This is a genomic window from Clostridium sp. K04 (genome assembly GCF_019734375.1).
In the GTDB taxonomy this organism is placed as follows: domain Bacteria; phylum Bacillota; class Clostridia; order Clostridiales; family Clostridiaceae; genus Clostridium; species Clostridium saudiense.
This window is the reverse complement of record NZ_JAASHD010000008.1, coordinates 25,093-42,241: the sequence shown is the minus strand read 5'-3', so window position 1 is coordinate 42,241 and position 17,149 is coordinate 25,093. Positions and strand designations below refer to the sequence as shown.

The following is a 17,149-nucleotide window of genomic DNA, read 5'->3' as shown; positions in this document are numbered from 1 at the left end:
TTTAATAGTATAAATTAATTTATACTATTAAACAAGTGATTTAGCTTTAATTATTACCATTAAAGTAATTATAAATACTTTGTGCTGATTTTTTATCTATAGATTGTGTATCTAAAAGTTCTTCTATCGTTGCCTTCTTTATGTTATCAACGCTTCCAAACTTCATTAATAATGCTCTTCTTCTTTTTTCTCCAACATTAGGTATATCATCTAAAATTGAATGTAAAGTTCTTTTATCTCTTAAGCTTCTATGATATGTTATTGCAAATCTATGCACCTCATCTTGAATTCTTCTAATAAGCTGCATTAAATTTGATCCTCTATTTATAATCAGCTCTTTATTATTATATACTATCCCCCTTGTTTGGTGTTTATCATCCTTAACTAGTCCACAAACTGGAATATCTATATTTAACGATTTTAACACCTCTAAAGCAATATTAACTTGACCTTTTCCACCATCCATCATTATTAAATCAGGAAATGTTGAAAATTTTCCTGCTGATAGCTTTAAATCTCTTTGTTGAATAGCTTTTATTTCATCTAACCCATGATTAAATCTTCTAGTTAATATTTCACGCATACTATCATAATCATTGGCACCCTTAACTGTTTTTATCTTAAATCTTCTATAATCACTATTCTTTGCTCTTCCTTCTTCAAATACAATCATTGTTCCAACAGAATCTACACCCTGTATATTAGAAATATCATATGCTTCTATTCTAGAAGGCCATTCATCTAAACTTAATAGCTCTTGAAGTTCTAATAAAGAAACTCTATTTAATTCTTTATCTTTTAAATATTTATCTTTAAACTTTTCTAAGGTAATTTGTGCATTATTTTTAACCATTTCAAGCATATCTTTCTTTTGTCCCTTTTGTGGTACTTTAATCCATACCTTAGAACCCCTTTTTATGGTCAAATATTCTTCCATTAATTCTAACTCATTAATTTCTGGTACAAAAATAGTTTTCGGTACCTTTGCTGTTCCTCCATAAAAGGTAGCTATGAATTCTTCTATTATTTCACCAATTCCTTCATTTGCAGTATTTTCAAATATGAAATGCTCTCTTCCGATTATCTTACCATCTCTAGAGAAAAATACTTGAATACAACTATCTTTTTCATCTTGCTCTATATTAATAAAATCTTCGTCACCTTCCATAGTTTTAAAAATCTTTTGCTTTTCAACTATAGCTTCTATAGATAATATTTTATCTCTCAATGCTGCTGCTTTTTCAAATTCTAATTCTTCAGCGGCTCTTTCCATTTCATCCTTTAGCATTTTAGTTACATAAGTTTCTTTACCACTTAAAACATCTATTATATCACTAATCATCTTCCCATATTCTTCTTTAGTAATATGGCCACCACATGGCCCAAAGCATTTTTTAATATGATAATTCAAACAAGGTCTTACCTTCTCTCCATTTTCTCTTATTGCAAGTTTACAAGTTCTTAATGGAAATATCTTATATATTAAATTAATAGTTTCATAAACTGCTGCCCCATTAGTGTAAGGTCCAAAATATTTGCTTCCATCCTTAGCAAAATTTCTAGTAACAAACACCCTTGGATAATCATCTTTTATAGTTATTTTTATGAATGGATAAAACTTATCATCCTTTAGCAGAATATTATACTTAGGACTATACTTTTTTATTAAGTTGCACTCTAAAATTAAAGCCTCCATTTCTGAATCTGTAACAATATACTCAAATTCGGAAATATTTTTAACCATTACACGCACTTTTTCAGAATGATTTTTTGAGTTTTGAAAATAACTTTTAACTCTATTTTTTAGTATTTTTGCTTTTCCTACATAAATTACTTCCCCTAAAGAATTTTTCATTAAATATACTCCAGGTTTATCTGGCAAATTCTTTAAATGATATTCAAAATCAAACATTTTAGAATCCTCCCCTCTTTAGTTTAGTAGATAATAATTAAGAGTTAAAGGTTACTCTAAGCAAACCTAAACTTAATTATACTTAAGCTTGCTTTTGTCCCCCTTAACTCTTATATTAGCACATAATTTTTTTATTTATTTTAATAGCCTAAAACCGCCTGTCTTACAACTTTACTTGCAACAGTTGCTGCTTTACCTGAACCAGTTCCACCATTTTCAACAATTACTGCAACTGCTATTTTTGGATCGTCCATTGGTGCTACTGATATAAACCAACTATGTGGTGTTGCTTCGCTACCATCTGGTAAAGTATAATCAGCAGTACCTGTTTTCCCTCCAGCATTAGTTCCTTCAAATGCTGGCCACTTACTTAAATTACTGTTAACTAAATTAACCATATAATCTTGTATTGTTTCTGCTATATCACTAGACATGACTTGTTTTAATTGTTTATCATCAATAGTTTTAACTACATTTTGATCTTTATCTACTATAGCCTTAACAAGTTTAGGCTGCATCATTACTCCATCATTTCCAACTGTAGCTGCAACTAAAGCCATTTGCATAGGTGTTGCTAAAACACTACTTTGGCCTATACCACTTTGTGCTATATTCCCAATTTCTGAACTATCTAAAGATGGAAATCTACTTGCAGTTATAGATATACCTGGCCCTTTTATTACAGAGTTGAATCCATAATCCTCTGCAGTAGATTTAAGTGCATCATTTCCTAATTCCATAGCTAATGTACCAAATACAACATTACTTGATACTTTATATGCTTGCTTTAAGTCTATTGAACCATAAGCATTATTTCCAAAGTTACTTAAAGATCTTCCATCAGGAAATTTAATTTTTCCTTCATCACTAAAAGTTCTATCAACTACTGATGGAATATTTTCTAATGCGCTTGTTAATGTTACAGTCTTAAATACAGATCCTGGAGGATATAATCCATTGATTGCCCTATTTATTAACGGTGAGTCTTCTCCACTTCCACTATTAGCTGCATTCATTTCATCTGCTAAATTATTAGGATTAAATGTTGGTTTTGATACCATTGCTAATATTTCTCCTGTTTTAGGGTCTAATGCAACTACAGCACCTTTATTATTACCTAATGCATCTGATGCCACTTGTTGAAGTGTTGTATCTAATGTAGTTACAACTCCATTTCCTACCTTAGCGTCTTCTTCTGTTAGTAAGCTAAAATCTATCTTATCTTTAAATTCTTTAAAATTCTCTGTAAAGTTAAAGCTTCCTGTACTTTCCTTATCGCTCTTTATATTTTCTACTAACCCATTTAAATCAATAGTATCTAAGAACTTTCTGAAATTATTACCAAAAGCATTATAAGTAGTTAATTCACTATCATACTCTTCTTCAAGACCAGTAGTTCCATATACAGCACTTGTATAACCTAATGCATGCACATATAAATTACCATATAAATAATCTCTTTTTTGTGAAGTTTGATTTAACCTTTCACTTGTAGTTAATGCAGTCCCATTTCTATCATAAATGGTTCCTCTTAAAACTTCATTCTTTTTAGCTATAACCCTTGTGTTACCTGCCATTTCATTAATTTTAGGACTTTTAATTAGCTGAAAATATGCAATATAGGATATCAATGCTATAAAGAAAACTAAGAAAACTGTCATTACATGCTTAACACTTTTTGCTAAATCATTCATATCCTATGCCTCCTCTGATATTTTTTGTAATATTCCTAATGCAAAGAATATTGTTAATACTGATGAACCACCATAACTTATAATAGGCAATGTTATACCTGTTAATGGGATAACAGCAAATATTCCTCCTATTATAACTAATGTTTGACATGCTATCATTGTACTAAAACCAACTGCAATCAATTGTGAATAACTGTCTTTTGTAACAAATGCTGCTCTTATACCTCTATAAAATAATAGGAAATATATTATCATTAATCCAATTGCAAAAATTATTCCAAATTCCTCACATATAATTGCATAAATCATATCACTTTCTTTAACAGGCAAATTTTCAAAATGACCTTGCCCTAATCCAACTCCAAAAAGTCCGCCTGCAGCAATAGAATACATTCCTTCAACTATTTGATAAGATGATCCTAATGCATACTTCCATGGATCTAACCAAATCTTAACTCTTTCTCTTACATGCCCAAACATAGCATATCCAGCTACTGATCCTATAGCTGCTAATCCTAAAGCAGTAAATACATATTTTCTCTTTGATGTTGCAACATAAAGTAATGTTATTGAAATACCAAAGAATATTAAGGCACTTCCTAAATCTCTTTGAAGCACCATACACCCCATTGAAAACCCTGCAACTAATGCTGGTTGCCATAATTGCTTGGCATCTCCTTTAAAGTTATTTTTAGCTTCATAACTTGATAATGCAGCTGCTAAATATAATACTAATGCAATCTTTCCAAATTCTGAAGGCTGAAAAGATATCGGTCCTATTATTATCCAGTTCTTTGCCCCATATAATTCTGTACCGAATATTAATGCTAATGGCATTAATATTAAAGTTATTATCATATATATATTCTTATATTTTACAAAACTCTTTAAGTCTGGCAATATTACTACTATCAATATATAGGCTATTATTCCTAAAGATATCCAAACTAATTGTTTAATAGCTGTAACTGTATTTATTCTATATAATGTTGCTACTCCTACTACTGCTAATACACTTGCAAAAATTAAAATAAATTTATCGCCATCTGGATAAAACCTTCTAATTACAAAGTGGGAATAGCCTATTAATACACATAAGACTACCCCCATTATTAATGCAAATTTGTCAAAAGGTTGTTGTAAAAAACCTAATGCTGTGAAAAGTAGTAAGCATAGCAGATATACTAATCTAAGTAATCTTTTTTCTCGCTTTATTGCTTTCATATCATCACCTCTATTATCTGCCTGACTTTAAAACTTTAAAAATAGCACTTCCTATTTTTACTTCATCATCAGCAACTAGCTTATACTTTTCCTGTATTCTTTCATTATTTACATATACACCATTGGTACTATTTAAGTCTTCAACATATAAATTATTATTTTTAGCATATATTTTTGCATGGTTACCTGATACAAAAGGCTCGGTTAATACTATTGTATTTTCTGGCTTTCTACCTAATGTAATAATTCCTCTTATAGGAACTACTGACCCCTGTTCTAATGTAGAATTAACTCCAGTTTGAATAACCTCAATACCATATCTTATACCTGAGCTATTATTTCTTGCTTTTCCACCAGTCTTAACATCTTTATACATTATCTTTAACGCATAATATATAATGACATATAATAAAATTATGAAAACTATACCAAATGTAAAAGTAACCAACTTTCCAAAACTCATACCTTCACCTCAAATTAACGTATATTTACCATTATATATTAAATCTTATTGTAAAAAATAACAAGTCATCTAAGACTAACTTAATAACTTCTTAAGATATTTCCCTGTGTGTGATTTGTCGTTTTTAACTATTTCTTCTGGTGTTCCTTGCGCTACTAATGTACCACCTTTATCTCCACCTTCTGGCCCTAAATCTATTATATAATCGGCACATTTTATCATATCTAAATTATGTTCTATAACAACAACTGTATTTCCCGCTTCAACTAATCTTTGTAGTATTTCAACTAATCTACTAACATCATCTACATGAAGTCCTGTTGTTGGTTCATCTAAAATATATAAAGTCTTTCCAGTACTTCTCTTTGATAATTCAAATGCAAGCTTAATTCTTTGAGCCTCACCACCTGATAATTGAGTTGAAGGTTGACCTAATCTAACATATCCTAATCCTACATCTTTTAGTGTTTGAATCTTATTTTTTATCCTTGGAATATTTTCGAAGAATTCTAATGCCTCTTCTACAGTCATATTTAAGACATCATCAATATTCTTACCTTTATATTTAACTTCAAGAGTTTCTCTATTATATCTCTTTCCTTTACATACTTCACATGGAACATATACATCAGATAAGAATTGCATTTCTATTTTTATTATTCCATCACCAGAACATGCTTCGCATCTTCCACCTTTTACATTAAAGCTAAATCTTCCTGGCTTATATCCTCTCATCTTAGCCTCTGGAGTTTGTGAGAATAATTCTCTTATTATGTCAAATGTACCTGTATATGTTGCTGGATTTGAACGTGGAGTTCTGCCTATAGGACTTTGATCAATATCTATAATCTTATCAATATTTTCATATCCTGTGATATCTTTAAACGCACCAGTTGGGTTTTTACTCTTATTAATTATTTTATTTAATCCTTTATAAAGTATTTCATTTACTAATGTACTCTTACCAGAACCTGAAACACCTGTAACCATTGTTAAAACTCCTAATGGGAATTTAACATTTAAATTTTTAAGATTATTTTCCTTAGCACCAGTTACAGTAATAAAATTTCCATTACCTTCTCTTCTTACCTCAGGAACTTTAATTGATTTTTCTCCTGTTAAATATTGACCTGTAATTGATTCTTTACATGCCATAATTTCATCAACTGGACCTGCTGCAATTATTTGACCACCATGTTCTCCTGCTCTTGGTCCTATATCTACTATATAATCTGCTTCTCTCATAGTATCTTCATCATGCTCAACAACTATAACTGTATTTCCTACATCTCTTAAGTTTTTTAAAGTTTGAATTAATTTATCATTATCTCTTTGATGTAATCCAATACTAGGTTCATCTAGTATATATAAAACTCCCATTAATGCTGATCCAATTTGAGTAGCAAGTCTAATTCTTTGTGCTTCCCCACCAGAAAGAGTTCCTGAACTTCTTGAAAGATTTAAATAGTCTAATCCAACATTAACTAAGAATTGTAATCTGCTTTTTATTTCTTTTACTATTTGATCACTTATAATTCTTTCCTTTTCAGATAATGTAATTGAATTTATAAACTCAAGCTCTTCCTTAATTGACATTTTAGTAAATTCATATATATTTTTATCTCCAATAGTAACCGCTAAAACTTCTTTGTTAAGTCTAGCCCCTTTACATTTCGGACAAGCATTGTTGCTCATATATTGTTCTATTTCACCTTTTATAACATCTGAGTTAGTTTCTTTATATCTTCTTATAAGTGAATTAATTTCTCCATCATAAGAATATGCGTATTTTGCCTTTACTCCATCCTTAGTATAAATAACAGATAACTTATGTCCATTAGTTCCATATAATAATAAATCTAAATGTTCTTTAGATAATTCCTTTACTGGCCTATTTAAATCTAAATCATACTCTTTACTTAATGCTTGCAGTATAGCATATGTCCATGAATCTTCCTTTAGTCTTCCTTCTCCCCAAGTAGCTATAGCCCCTTCCATAACACTTAGGTTTTTATTCGGAATTACTAAGTTTGGATCTATTTCCATTAAAGTTCCTAAACCATCACATTTGTCACATTTTCCATATGGTGCATTAAATGAAAACATTCTTGGTTCAAATTCTTGCATGCTAATTCCACAATCAGCACATGCAAAATTTTCACTAAATAATATATCTTTATCACCAATTACATTTATTATAACTAGACCTTCTGCTAATTTTAATGCAGCTTCTAGTGAATCACTTAATCTACCTTCAATTCCTTCTTTAATTACAAGCCTATCAACAACTGCTTCAATATTATGCTTTTTAGTCTTTTCAAGTTTTATTTCATCTTCAGCTAATTCATATATTTCGCCATCTACTCTTGCTCTTACATATCCATTTTTCTTTATATTATCTAATATTTTTTCATGAGTCCCTTTTTTTCCTCTTATAATTGGAGCTAAAACTTGAATTTTAGTTCTATCCCCAAGAGCCATTACTTGATCCACAATTTGATCAACAGACTGCTGACTTATTACCTTTCCACATTTAGGACAATGTGGAATACCTATTCTTGCATATAGCAATCTTAAGTAATCATAAATCTCAGTAATTGTCCCCACTGTAGATCTTGGATTTTTGCTAGTTGTTTTTTGATCTATTGATATTGCTGGTGATAAACCTTCAATATAGTCAACATCAGGCTTATTCATTTGCCCTAAAAATTGTCTTGCATAAGCAGATAAAGATTCAACGTATCTTCTTTGTCCTTCAGCATATAACGTATCAAATGCTAAAGAAGATTTACCTGAACCAGATAATCCAGTAAATACTATTAATTTATCTCTGGGAATTTCTAAGGAAACATTTTTTAAATTATGTACTCTTGCACCTTTTACTATAATCTTATCTTTCATTTTTCTACCCTCTTCGATATACTTCATTATTTTATTTTTGTCATAATTTCTTTTCTTTAATCCCGAACAAATATTCTCTTTATTATATTTTAGGTTTATTGAAATTTATTGTCAATAAAATTCATGATTAATATTTATACGATTATAATTTGGTTTTTATATCTTTGCATCATCCAACATACTTACTTAAAGTCTCAATAATATTTTTTTCTTGTATATCATCTGTTTATAAAAAAATACAAGCAAATACTTTTCTTTAAATTTGCTTGCATTAATTATAACTATTTTTATCTTATTTCCATAAAATTTGTATTATTAATTCTTCGTTTTTTAAAGTGGAATTTATACTATATCCCAATTTTTCTACTAAGACCTTAGTTATATACAACCCTAATCCTGTATTTCTATCACTTCTTGATTTATCCACAGTATAAAATCTATCAAATAATTTATCCACATTTTCTTCTGTTAAAGCTGTTGTCTTGTTAATAAACTCTGTTATTATTACATCATCCTTTTGTTTCAAAGTAATTTTTACATAACTTTCACCATGTTTAATCATATTTCCTATTAAATTAGTAAAAATTCTTGTAATAGCTCCTTCATCTGATATAATATCTCTAACATTTTCATCTACTTCAATAATCGGATTAATATTATTATTAATAAAATCATTGTAAAATGCAGCTATATTTTCGCATAATATGTTTTTTAAATTTACCTTTTTATAATTAAAGTTATACTCATTTCCCTCTATTCTAGATAAATCATAAAAGCTACTAATAAGATGCTGCAATGATTTTGCCCTATTTTCTACAATATCTATATACTCATTTTTTTCCTCTTCTGATATGCCTTCTAATCTTATCATTTGCAAATATCCCATTATTGATGTTAATGGTGTTCTTAAATCATGTGACATATTCGATATACTAGCTCTTAATTCTTCTTCATTTTTGTTTTTTTCTGCCACAATCTTTTGTTTTGAGTCAAATATTAGATTTATATCTTCCACTAAACCTTCTACATCTTTATCTACAGATTTGGTTTTTATATTTGCATATTCATCTAAATTATTATTAATTTGCTTACTTATTCTTCTAAACTCTCTTTTATATCCTATAATAACAGCTATTAAAACAATAATTATTGCTATTAAAATACATGTTATTCCCATATTTTCTCCTATTCTATATATCAATTCATTATATATACCCCTAGATATACTCATCTATAATTAAACCTCTTAATCTATTTGCATATGAATTCAAATCTAATTTTATAAATATCAAAATTCAATTTATTCTTTAAGTATATTATATACTCTATGCTTAATCCTTCCAACACTATATAAATATAAGCAAATTACCTCAATAGAATATTCTAAAAAATGAATATTCCACAGAGGCAACTCTTCTATAATCTATTAAACTTTTCACTACCTATATTATTCAATACCTTAATTGAAACAAATAAAGCTATTAAAAATATAATTAATACTGAACTTAAAATAATCATCATATTTGTAATATTGAATACTTTAACTAATACAACTGATACTGCTACAACTACTAATATTAATATCAATATTCCCAAAATAGTAATCATTACACTTGCGCTTTGCTTTACTACTGTTGTTGGATTTGTCCACTCCATCTTTGGAAAATATAAATTAATTATTATTCCTAATATAGCTGATACAATTGCAAATACTATACTAATTACTAAGTTAAATATTAAATACTTTATATCAAACTTTAATCCTATATAAAAAAATACATTTGCTATAATTGATGCTGGAATTGTTATTATTAAATTAGTTATTATTTTACCCTTAAAGATATCATTAGGTTCTATTGGCAATGATTTTAATATCCATAACCTATTTCCTTCTAATGATATTGATGAATTTGTTGTACAAGATAGTCCAATAGTAAATACTAAGAAAACTAATATTGCAACTGGAATCATATTAGCTATCTCAGGATACCCCAAAAATTCCACTAACGTTTCTTTACTTACAAATAACGTTGCAATGGATGCTGCAACTAATAATACCATCCCAAACGCTGTATTCATAACATAAATAGGTGTTGCAAAGTATCTTCTTAGTTCTTGCGTAATCAATGATTTTATTACACTGCTTGCTTCTAACTTTGACACCTTATAATTTGCCTTTTTATAGCTTTCTGATAATTTCCCATTTATAACTTTAAATGTCTTACTAAATACCAAAATAAATATTAAAAATGGAACTATTGATATTAGTATAAACTTTATTAAAGCAAATATATCATAATTTACTAAAGCTTCTTTTAAATACATTGCTGGTAGATATATGCTAGATAGTCCTTTTACTATTGAGTCACTATTTGCAATAAATTCATTAATATAATTTTGCATATTCATTGAAAGCATCATAATTAATAAAAATGCTATCATACCAACAACTGTAGTTACTATATTTTTATGCTTAAATCTTGATGATACAAATGTTATAGCAACAGCTATTATTGAAGCTGATATTATTGGAATCATTGGTATAAATATTAACCCTATTATTAATATAATGAAGAAAATCCATGACAAACTTCCATTATAGATAAAATATACTATTGAAGCCGGTACTATTACAAGTGCTGTTCCTATATAGTTTATAGACATTAAACTTAATATTTTACTAGTTAATATTGTACTATTTCTTATAGGTAAAGCCATTAATAAATCGTAATCTTTTGAACTAAATAATGTTCCTTGCGCTTTATATATTGATGTTATAAAGCTTAAAATACATGAAAATAATACAGCAACTATTAATATTAAATCTAAATATCCCATTGGTTTTAATACTGTAGCTAACGCTATTGAATATGTGGTTGACATAAAACATATTACTGCTGCTATTAATAACAATGTAGCTGTAGTAATTAATAACTTCTTCTTTTCATTAGAAGTGCTAACCCCTTTAGATAAAGAATTAATTCCTGTGCTATTTATAAATGAATTTTTTAATAAAATAAATAAATTACTCATTATCAATCAACTCCATAAATACTTCTTCTAAAGAATTATTACCTTTAACTTGTTCAGTGCTACCAACTGCAACTATTTTCCCATCTTTAATAATTGCAATCTTATCACATAATTTTTCTGCTACCTCTAATACATGAGTTGAAAAGAATATTGCACTACCCTCATTACAAAGTTCTCTCATTATTTCTTTAAGTGTATGAGAAGCCTTAGGATCTAATCCAACAAATGGCTCATCTAATATTAATAACTTTGGTTTATGAATTAATGCTGATATTACTGCTAACTTTTGTTTCATACCATGGGAATATGAAGAAATTAAATCCCCTAAATATTTAGTTAACTCAAGCTTATCTCCATAATATTTAATTAATTTCTCTCTTTGTTCTTTACTTATTTTATAAATATCTGCAATAAAGCTTAAATATTGTATTCCAGTTAAAGCTTCATAAAGATCTGGATTATCTGGAATATATGCCATTACTTTTTTACATTCTATAGGATTTTTCTTAATAGATTTACTATCTATTAATATATCCCCTTCACTAAATTCTAATATTCCAACTATAGATTTAATCGTTGTTGTTTTTCCTGCACCATTGTGACCTATAAATCCAAATATCTCCCCACTATTTACAGTTAAAGATATATTATCAACTGCTTTTTTGCCCTTTGAATATTCTTTTGAAAAGTTCTTTATTTCTAACATACTATTTCTCCCCTTATACTTATTCCCCTTTTTATAATATCCTTATAAATTTGAAACTAATGTAAAAATTTGAATAACTATAGCTAATAATGATAAAATTATATTCCTTTTTATTTCTGCTGATTTACCATTTCCATTGGGTAAAAAACCAAGTCCATATAGCCCAATTGGTATAATAACAGCAATTATCTTTGGCATATAATTTTGTAATTTACCACTAACTGAAATCTGCATTCCTACTTTATTAGGTAATATAATAAATGATATAATTCCTAAAATAAAAATAACTATCCCAAAGCCTAATTTAATGTTCTTTTCTAATTTACTATTAATCATTTTTAATCTACTAACCTTTCTTATTTGATATCTTGCGACTTAAATATTTTTATTCCCACAAATAACGAAATTGCTATTGTTACTAATGAAATTATTACTGATCTTAACAAATCTCCATTTCCTGCTTTAATTGAAGTTGCTAATGCTGAATTATAAAATGGTAATACCTCATAAACTCTATCGAACCAAGGATATATTCCGTATAAAAATCCAGCTAACGTAGGAATCCCTATAAATATTGCTACTGTTATTCCTATTGTAGCTCCATTACTTTTTACTAATGTTGCTATAATCATAGCTAATGCTGCTACTGCTGAACCTGCAATAACTGATGCAACAAATGTTTTTATCATTCCTAATAGTTGTGAAATTTCAAAAGCTTTCCCCCAGCCATTCATGAGCGTTACTACTATGGTTGGTAGGATTGTCATAACAGCTAAAATTATTGTAACTGCTATAACCATAGATACAAATTTTGCTAGATAAAATTCTTCTCTCCTCTTACCGTAAGCTAAGAAATTTTTAATTGTACCTTGTGAGTATTCTTTTGCTATTAATGCTCCTACTAATATACCTATTATTATTTCTATAACTCCTGACCCAAATGAAGCATGGTATACTTCTATTGAAGTTGGATTCATCATATCTTTAGCTTGTAACTGAATTCCTAGTTGGCCTGGTGTTACTATTGCTTCACTTTCAGACATACTTGTTAATTGTTCCATAAGAACCTCTTTTTGATCTTGTGGCATATTTCCTAAACTATCATTAAGTATTTTCTCAAAAACCGATGAACACATAACTACTGTCAATGTAGATAATAAAACTGCAACACATATTAGTACTTTAAATGTTCTATTTTTAAATAGCTTATATAATTCTGCTTGTATTGCTTTAAGCATTTAAAACACCTCCAACTTTATTCATAAAGTATTCCTCCAAATTTTCACCTTTAACACTTATACTTTCAACAATAATTCCGGATCTTGATAATAACGAATTTATTTCACCAACATTATCCAAATTAGAAAATACCTTTATGTTACTATCTTCTAATACCTCATAATCACTTATTCCTAATTCTCTCTCTAACAAAATTACCGCTCTAGCTGTATCATCAACCCTTAAATCTATATATTGCCTACATTTTTCGGATAGTTGCTTAGCTGTAATTTCTTCAATTAATTTTCCATTTGAGATTATTCCATAAGTTGTTGCAAGTTCTGATAGCTCACTTAATATATGGCTTGATATCAATATTGTCATATCTTTTTCTTTATTTATCTTCTTTAATAATTCTCTTATTTCAACAATTCCCATTGGATCAAGTCCATTTATAGGTTCATCTAATATAAGCAATTTAGGATTTCCCATTAGTGCATTTGCAATTCCTAATCTTTGTCTCATTCCTAAAGAAAAGTTCTTAACTTTTTTCTTTTCAACATCTTTTAATCCAACTAATTCTAATACTTCATCTATACATTTCTTTCCTGGTATATTCCTTACCAATCTAGATACTTCTAGGTTTTCTCTTGCCGTCATATTAGTATAAAATGAAGGGGTTTCAATTAAACTTCCAACCATTGTTCTTGCCTTATTTAACTCATTTTCCTCATTTGCCCCTAAAAGCTCTATTTCTCCACCACTTTTATGAATTAATCCTGTAATAAGTCTAATTAATGTTGTTTTACCAGCACCATTTTGACCTATAAATCCATATATATCACCTTTTTTAATAGTCATATTAACATTATCTACAGCCAGTTGTTCACCATATTTTTTAGTAATGTTATATGTCTTCAATACAACTTTTTTCATTTTTATTTACCCCCTAAGTATTAATTTATCTATCACTTCTTTTTTTATTTAAATTCTTAATTTACTTACATTGTATATCCATAGTTGTAAGATACCTTAAAGAAAATATTAAGAAAGTATTAAGTTTCAAAGATAAAAAATAAGATTAAAAAATGGTTGGTAGAACTCATTAAATTTTCTACCAACCACTATTTAAATTGTATAATTACATTTTTTAAATATATTATTTCCTATTGTAATTTTCTTTCCTACAAATATTAACTATTCAGACTTTAATTTAAATCCAATTCCCCATACTGTTTGTATATATTCATTTTCCTTATCTATCTTAGATATCTTGGCTCTTAAATTACTAATATGTACATTAACAGTATTATCATCTCCAATGAATTCATCTTTCCAAACTGCCTCAAATAAATTTGCCCTTGTAAACACTTTGTTAGGATTACTAATTAATAGCTCTAATATATCAAATTCTCTAACTGTTAAATTTATGTTTATTCCATTTACCTGTACTTGTCTACTATCTATATCTAAAGTTAAATTTTTATGAGTTAATTTATTATTGCTATTTGTTTTAGAACTAGAAAATGCTTTATACCTTCTTAATTGTGCCTCTACTCTAGCCAAAACTTCATTTATATCAAATGGCTTACTAATAAAATCATCCGCCCCCATTTTTAATACTCCAATCTTATCTTCTGGAGTTGTCTTAGCTGACTCGACTATTATTGGCATTAAATAATTCTTTCTAATTTCCTTTATTAACTCTTCTCCGCATATCCCTGGTAACATTAAATCTAAGATTATAAGATCATATTGACTTTTCTCAATGCACATCTTTGCTTCTGATCCCGAATATGCCCCTCTTACATCATATCCATTTTGACTTAGTATCTTACATAACAGCGCATTTATATCCCAGTCATCTTCAACTACTAATATTTTGTTACTTGCATTCATAAATTCTCCATCCTCTATAACAAATAATTATATAAATTATATCAAAAAATTATATCTCTATAAATTAGTATTACTAAAGCCTGTAGAAATTATTTTCTACAGGCTTTAGTTTATTATTACATTTAATTAATTTTCAACCTTTTTCCTTTTGATACTACATTATTATCTTTATCTAAAACTTGGAATTCAAACATTCCTTCTGTTAAATCTTTTCCTGTTAATTTCTTTGTTCCTTCTAATATTACTGATGTTGATTTGCTATCTTCTAATTTCCCTGTAAAGTCCCACTTATGAGACTCCTGGCCATCATTTTTAACTTTATTAGCAATTAAATTTCCATTTAATGCACCATATTCAATATTTGCATTAGTAGCTAATATTGTTCCCATGAAATAATCCCCAGTACCAACCTTCGCATAATCACTAGTAGTAAATAATTTATCTTCTCTTAAGCTATCATATAAATTCCACAAAACATTATTTTCTTTCCCTATAACTTGCTCTGTGTTTCCATGGTCATTAATTTTAGTTACTAAATTTGCTAAATAATCTTTATCTACACCAGTCATATCTACATTAATAATTAATGTTTGCCCTTCAGCTATATTTATCTTTAGATTTCTCTTATTATTTCCATCACTAATTTCATTAGCTTTAATATTCAAATAATAAAAACTACTATTTCCATCAGTGGTTATCTCTTGATTTTCACCATTTAAGCTCCCTAATTTTACTCCACTTGATGTTGGATTATCTGATAATGCTTTTGAAATTTTTTTCAAATTATCTAATTCAGCATCAATATTTATATACGGCTTTGAACCTTGTTCTTCCTTATATACTTCTATATTTTGAAGTCCAGTACCTCCAATTCCTATACTAACCTTATTTCCATTATCGGTTATCTGTGTTGGAATCTTGTTTCCAATAACAACATTTCCATCACTCTTTATTTGTGTAATATTATCCGCACTATTTTGAATGTAATTCTCCTCATTCAATTTTAATGATGAAGACTGGCTAGCCCCAAATCCTTGTCCCCCTGCATCTAAATCTTTAGTTGCTATATTTCCATTAGTATGAGCTGATAAAATAGCTTCTGTTGAAAAAATATGAAAATCAAATGCTGGTGTAGTATATTAAATACCATCCTTTACATATCTAAAAGTATTTTTGCTCTTATATTCTTCTGTCAATTTCTTAGTTGCATCCAAAACATTTATCGCTTCAAATTCAATTGAACTTTTTGTAATTTCTTCACATTCATCGATTTCAGATATTCCTAATACTTCATCAGTAACTTCAGTTGAATTTTGTATATCATCTATTTTTTCACTATCTTCTTTAACTTCATTAGTATTTTGTATTTCATCTATATTTCCAGAAACCTTATCTGTACTAGATTCTATATTAACTGCTATATTAACTTTTTCTTGTCCAATATTAACGACAATACTATCATTCACTAATTCTTCAACTTCTAAAATTGTGCCAATAATAGAAATATTAATTTCAGACGAATCAACTGCTTTATCATTCAGAGTTAGAGTATATACATTCTGACTATCAATCACAGGATTTGAAGTAAAATACTCTGGTTCATAATTTATTTTTACATTTTTAAAATTTAATGGCAAATCAATATTAACTTCATCTCCAGCTTGTATATTTTTATTGCTATTGGTATATTTTATATCTAATTCTACCTCATCATTTGCACTAAGGTTAACTACTGAATTAATGTCAGTTATCATTGAATTAATTTTTAATACACTTAATATATTTATATTCAAATTAGTTGCAAATACATTTGAAGTATAAAAAATATTAAACAATAACGTTATTACTAACATTAACGCTACCTTATTTTTTTCCCCATAACATAATCCCCCCTTATAATAACCATCAGTCAAAATAACCTTATGTAAAATTTTAACAGTCAACTGGTATTATATTCCGTTTTTTTTATCAAATAAATAATCCTATATAATAAAATAAAACTACATACTTATGATTAACTCTTCGTATTATTTTTTCACTTTATTCCTTAAGGTTAATAGGGGTATAAAAAAACTGATTCCTACACTAAATAGGAATCA

General features: G+C 28.1%; 14 protein-coding genes. All 14 read right to left on the bottom strand.

The window, feature by feature from the left end:
- Positions 1-46: 46 nt before the first annotated feature.
- Positions 47-1,912, bottom strand: a complete 1,866-nt coding sequence (gene uvrC / locus HCG70_RS05025; RefSeq protein WP_195948915.1) for an excinuclease ABC subunit UvrC — start codon at positions 1,910-1,912, stop codon at positions 47-49.
- A gap of 140 nt (positions 1,913-2,052) precedes the next feature.
- Positions 2,053-3,606, bottom strand: a complete 1,554-nt coding sequence (locus HCG70_RS05020; RefSeq protein WP_221697527.1) for a penicillin-binding protein 2 — start codon at positions 3,604-3,606, stop codon at positions 2,053-2,055.
- A gap of 3 nt (positions 3,607-3,609) precedes the next feature.
- The gene (locus HCG70_RS05015; RefSeq protein WP_042397666.1) at positions 3,610-4,830 is read right to left on the bottom strand and encodes an FtsW/RodA/SpoVE family cell cycle protein; all 1,221 of its coding nucleotides are present in this window, start codon (positions 4,828-4,830) and stop codon (positions 3,610-3,612) included.
- A 13-nt stretch (positions 4,831-4,843) separates the two neighbouring features.
- Positions 4,844-5,293, bottom strand: a complete 450-nt coding sequence (locus tag HCG70_RS05010; protein WP_042397669.1) for an FHA domain-containing protein — start codon at positions 5,291-5,293, stop codon at positions 4,844-4,846.
- A 75-nt stretch (positions 5,294-5,368) separates the two neighbouring features.
- Positions 5,369-8,194, bottom strand: a complete 2,826-nt coding sequence (gene uvrA / locus HCG70_RS05005; protein WP_221697526.1) for an excinuclease ABC subunit UvrA — start codon at positions 8,192-8,194, stop codon at positions 5,369-5,371.
- Between the two features lie 292 nt (positions 8,195-8,486).
- The gene (locus tag HCG70_RS05000) at positions 8,487-9,425 is read right to left on the bottom strand and encodes a sensor histidine kinase KdpD (RefSeq protein ID WP_242833235.1); all 939 of its coding nucleotides are present in this window, start codon (positions 9,423-9,425) and stop codon (positions 8,487-8,489) included.
- 185 nt (positions 9,426-9,610) lie between these two features.
- Positions 9,611-11,227, bottom strand: a complete 1,617-nt coding sequence (locus HCG70_RS04995; RefSeq protein ID WP_042397674.1) for an ABC transporter permease — start codon at positions 11,225-11,227, stop codon at positions 9,611-9,613.
- A complete protein-coding gene (locus HCG70_RS04990; RefSeq protein ID WP_042397677.1) occupies positions 11,220-11,933 on the bottom strand; it encodes an ABC transporter ATP-binding protein in 714 nt (237 codons plus the stop codon). Before HCG70_RS04990 ends, HCG70_RS04995 begins: the two co-directional genes overlap by 8 nt.
- Positions 11,934-11,975: 42 nt before the next feature.
- A complete protein-coding gene (locus HCG70_RS04985; protein ID WP_055291757.1) occupies positions 11,976-12,269 on the bottom strand; it encodes a hypothetical protein in 294 nt (97 codons plus the stop codon).
- 20 nt (positions 12,270-12,289) lie between these two features.
- Positions 12,290-13,171, bottom strand: a complete 882-nt coding sequence (locus HCG70_RS04980) for an ABC transporter permease (protein WP_042397683.1) — start codon at positions 13,169-13,171, stop codon at positions 12,290-12,292.
- Entirely contained in the window at positions 13,164-14,087 is a 924-nt protein-coding gene (locus tag HCG70_RS04975; RefSeq protein WP_055275234.1) for an ABC transporter ATP-binding protein, read from the bottom strand. The genes HCG70_RS04980 and HCG70_RS04975 overlap by 8 nt, the downstream gene beginning before the upstream one ends.
- Before the next feature lie 261 nt (positions 14,088-14,348).
- Positions 14,349-15,050: a response regulator transcription factor gene (locus HCG70_RS04970; RefSeq protein ID WP_042397689.1), complete on the bottom strand. Its 702-nt coding sequence runs from the start codon at positions 15,048-15,050 to the stop codon at positions 14,349-14,351.
- A gap of 122 nt (positions 15,051-15,172) precedes the next feature.
- Positions 15,173-16,117 carry a choice-of-anchor A family protein gene (locus HCG70_RS04965; RefSeq protein WP_302537889.1) on the bottom strand — a complete coding sequence of 315 codons (945 nt, stop codon included), beginning with the start codon at positions 16,115-16,117 and terminating at the stop codon, positions 15,173-15,175.
- Positions 16,118-16,189: 72 nt separating this feature from the next.
- Positions 16,190-16,993, bottom strand: coding sequence for a hypothetical protein (locus HCG70_RS04960; protein WP_221697525.1), 804 nt, complete (start codon positions 16,991-16,993; stop codon positions 16,190-16,192).
- Positions 16,994-17,149: the final 156 nt, after the last annotated feature.

Bases quoted from the DNA above. Each gene is read 5' to 3' on its own strand.
- uvrC (WP_195948915.1), bottom strand. From the start codon at position 1,912: ATGTTTGATTTTGAATATCATTTAAAGAATTTGCCAGATAAACCTGGA.
- HCG70_RS05020 (WP_221697527.1), bottom strand. From the start codon at position 3,606: ATGAATGATTTAGCAAAAAGTGTTAAGCATGTAATGACAGTTTTCTTA.
- HCG70_RS05015 (WP_042397666.1), bottom strand. From the start codon at position 4,830: ATGAAAGCAATAAAGCGAGAAAAAAGATTACTTAGATTAGTATATCTG.
- HCG70_RS05010 (WP_042397669.1), bottom strand. From the start codon at position 5,293: ATGAGTTTTGGAAAGTTGGTTACTTTTACATTTGGTATAGTTTTCATA.
- uvrA (WP_221697526.1), bottom strand. From the start codon at position 8,194: ATGAAAGATAAGATTATAGTAAAAGGTGCAAGAGTACATAATTTAAAA.
- HCG70_RS05000 (WP_242833235.1), bottom strand. From the start codon at position 9,425: ATGAGTATATCTAGGGGTATATATAATGAATTGATATATAGAATAGGA.
- HCG70_RS04995 (WP_042397674.1), bottom strand. From the start codon at position 11,227: ATGAGTAATTTATTTATTTTATTAAAAAATTCATTTATAAATAGCACA.
- HCG70_RS04990 (WP_042397677.1), bottom strand. From the start codon at position 11,933: ATGTTAGAAATAAAGAACTTTTCAAAAGAATATTCAAAGGGCAAAAAA.
- HCG70_RS04985 (WP_055291757.1), bottom strand. From the start codon at position 12,269: ATGATTAATAGTAAATTAGAAAAGAACATTAAATTAGGCTTTGGGATA.
- HCG70_RS04980 (WP_042397683.1), bottom strand. From the start codon at position 13,171: ATGCTTAAAGCAATACAAGCAGAATTATATAAGCTATTTAAAAATAGA.
- HCG70_RS04975 (WP_055275234.1), bottom strand. From the start codon at position 14,087: ATGAAAAAAGTTGTATTGAAGACATATAACATTACTAAAAAATATGGT.
- HCG70_RS04970 (WP_042397689.1), bottom strand. From the start codon at position 15,050: ATGAATGCAAGTAACAAAATATTAGTAGTTGAAGATGACTGGGATATA.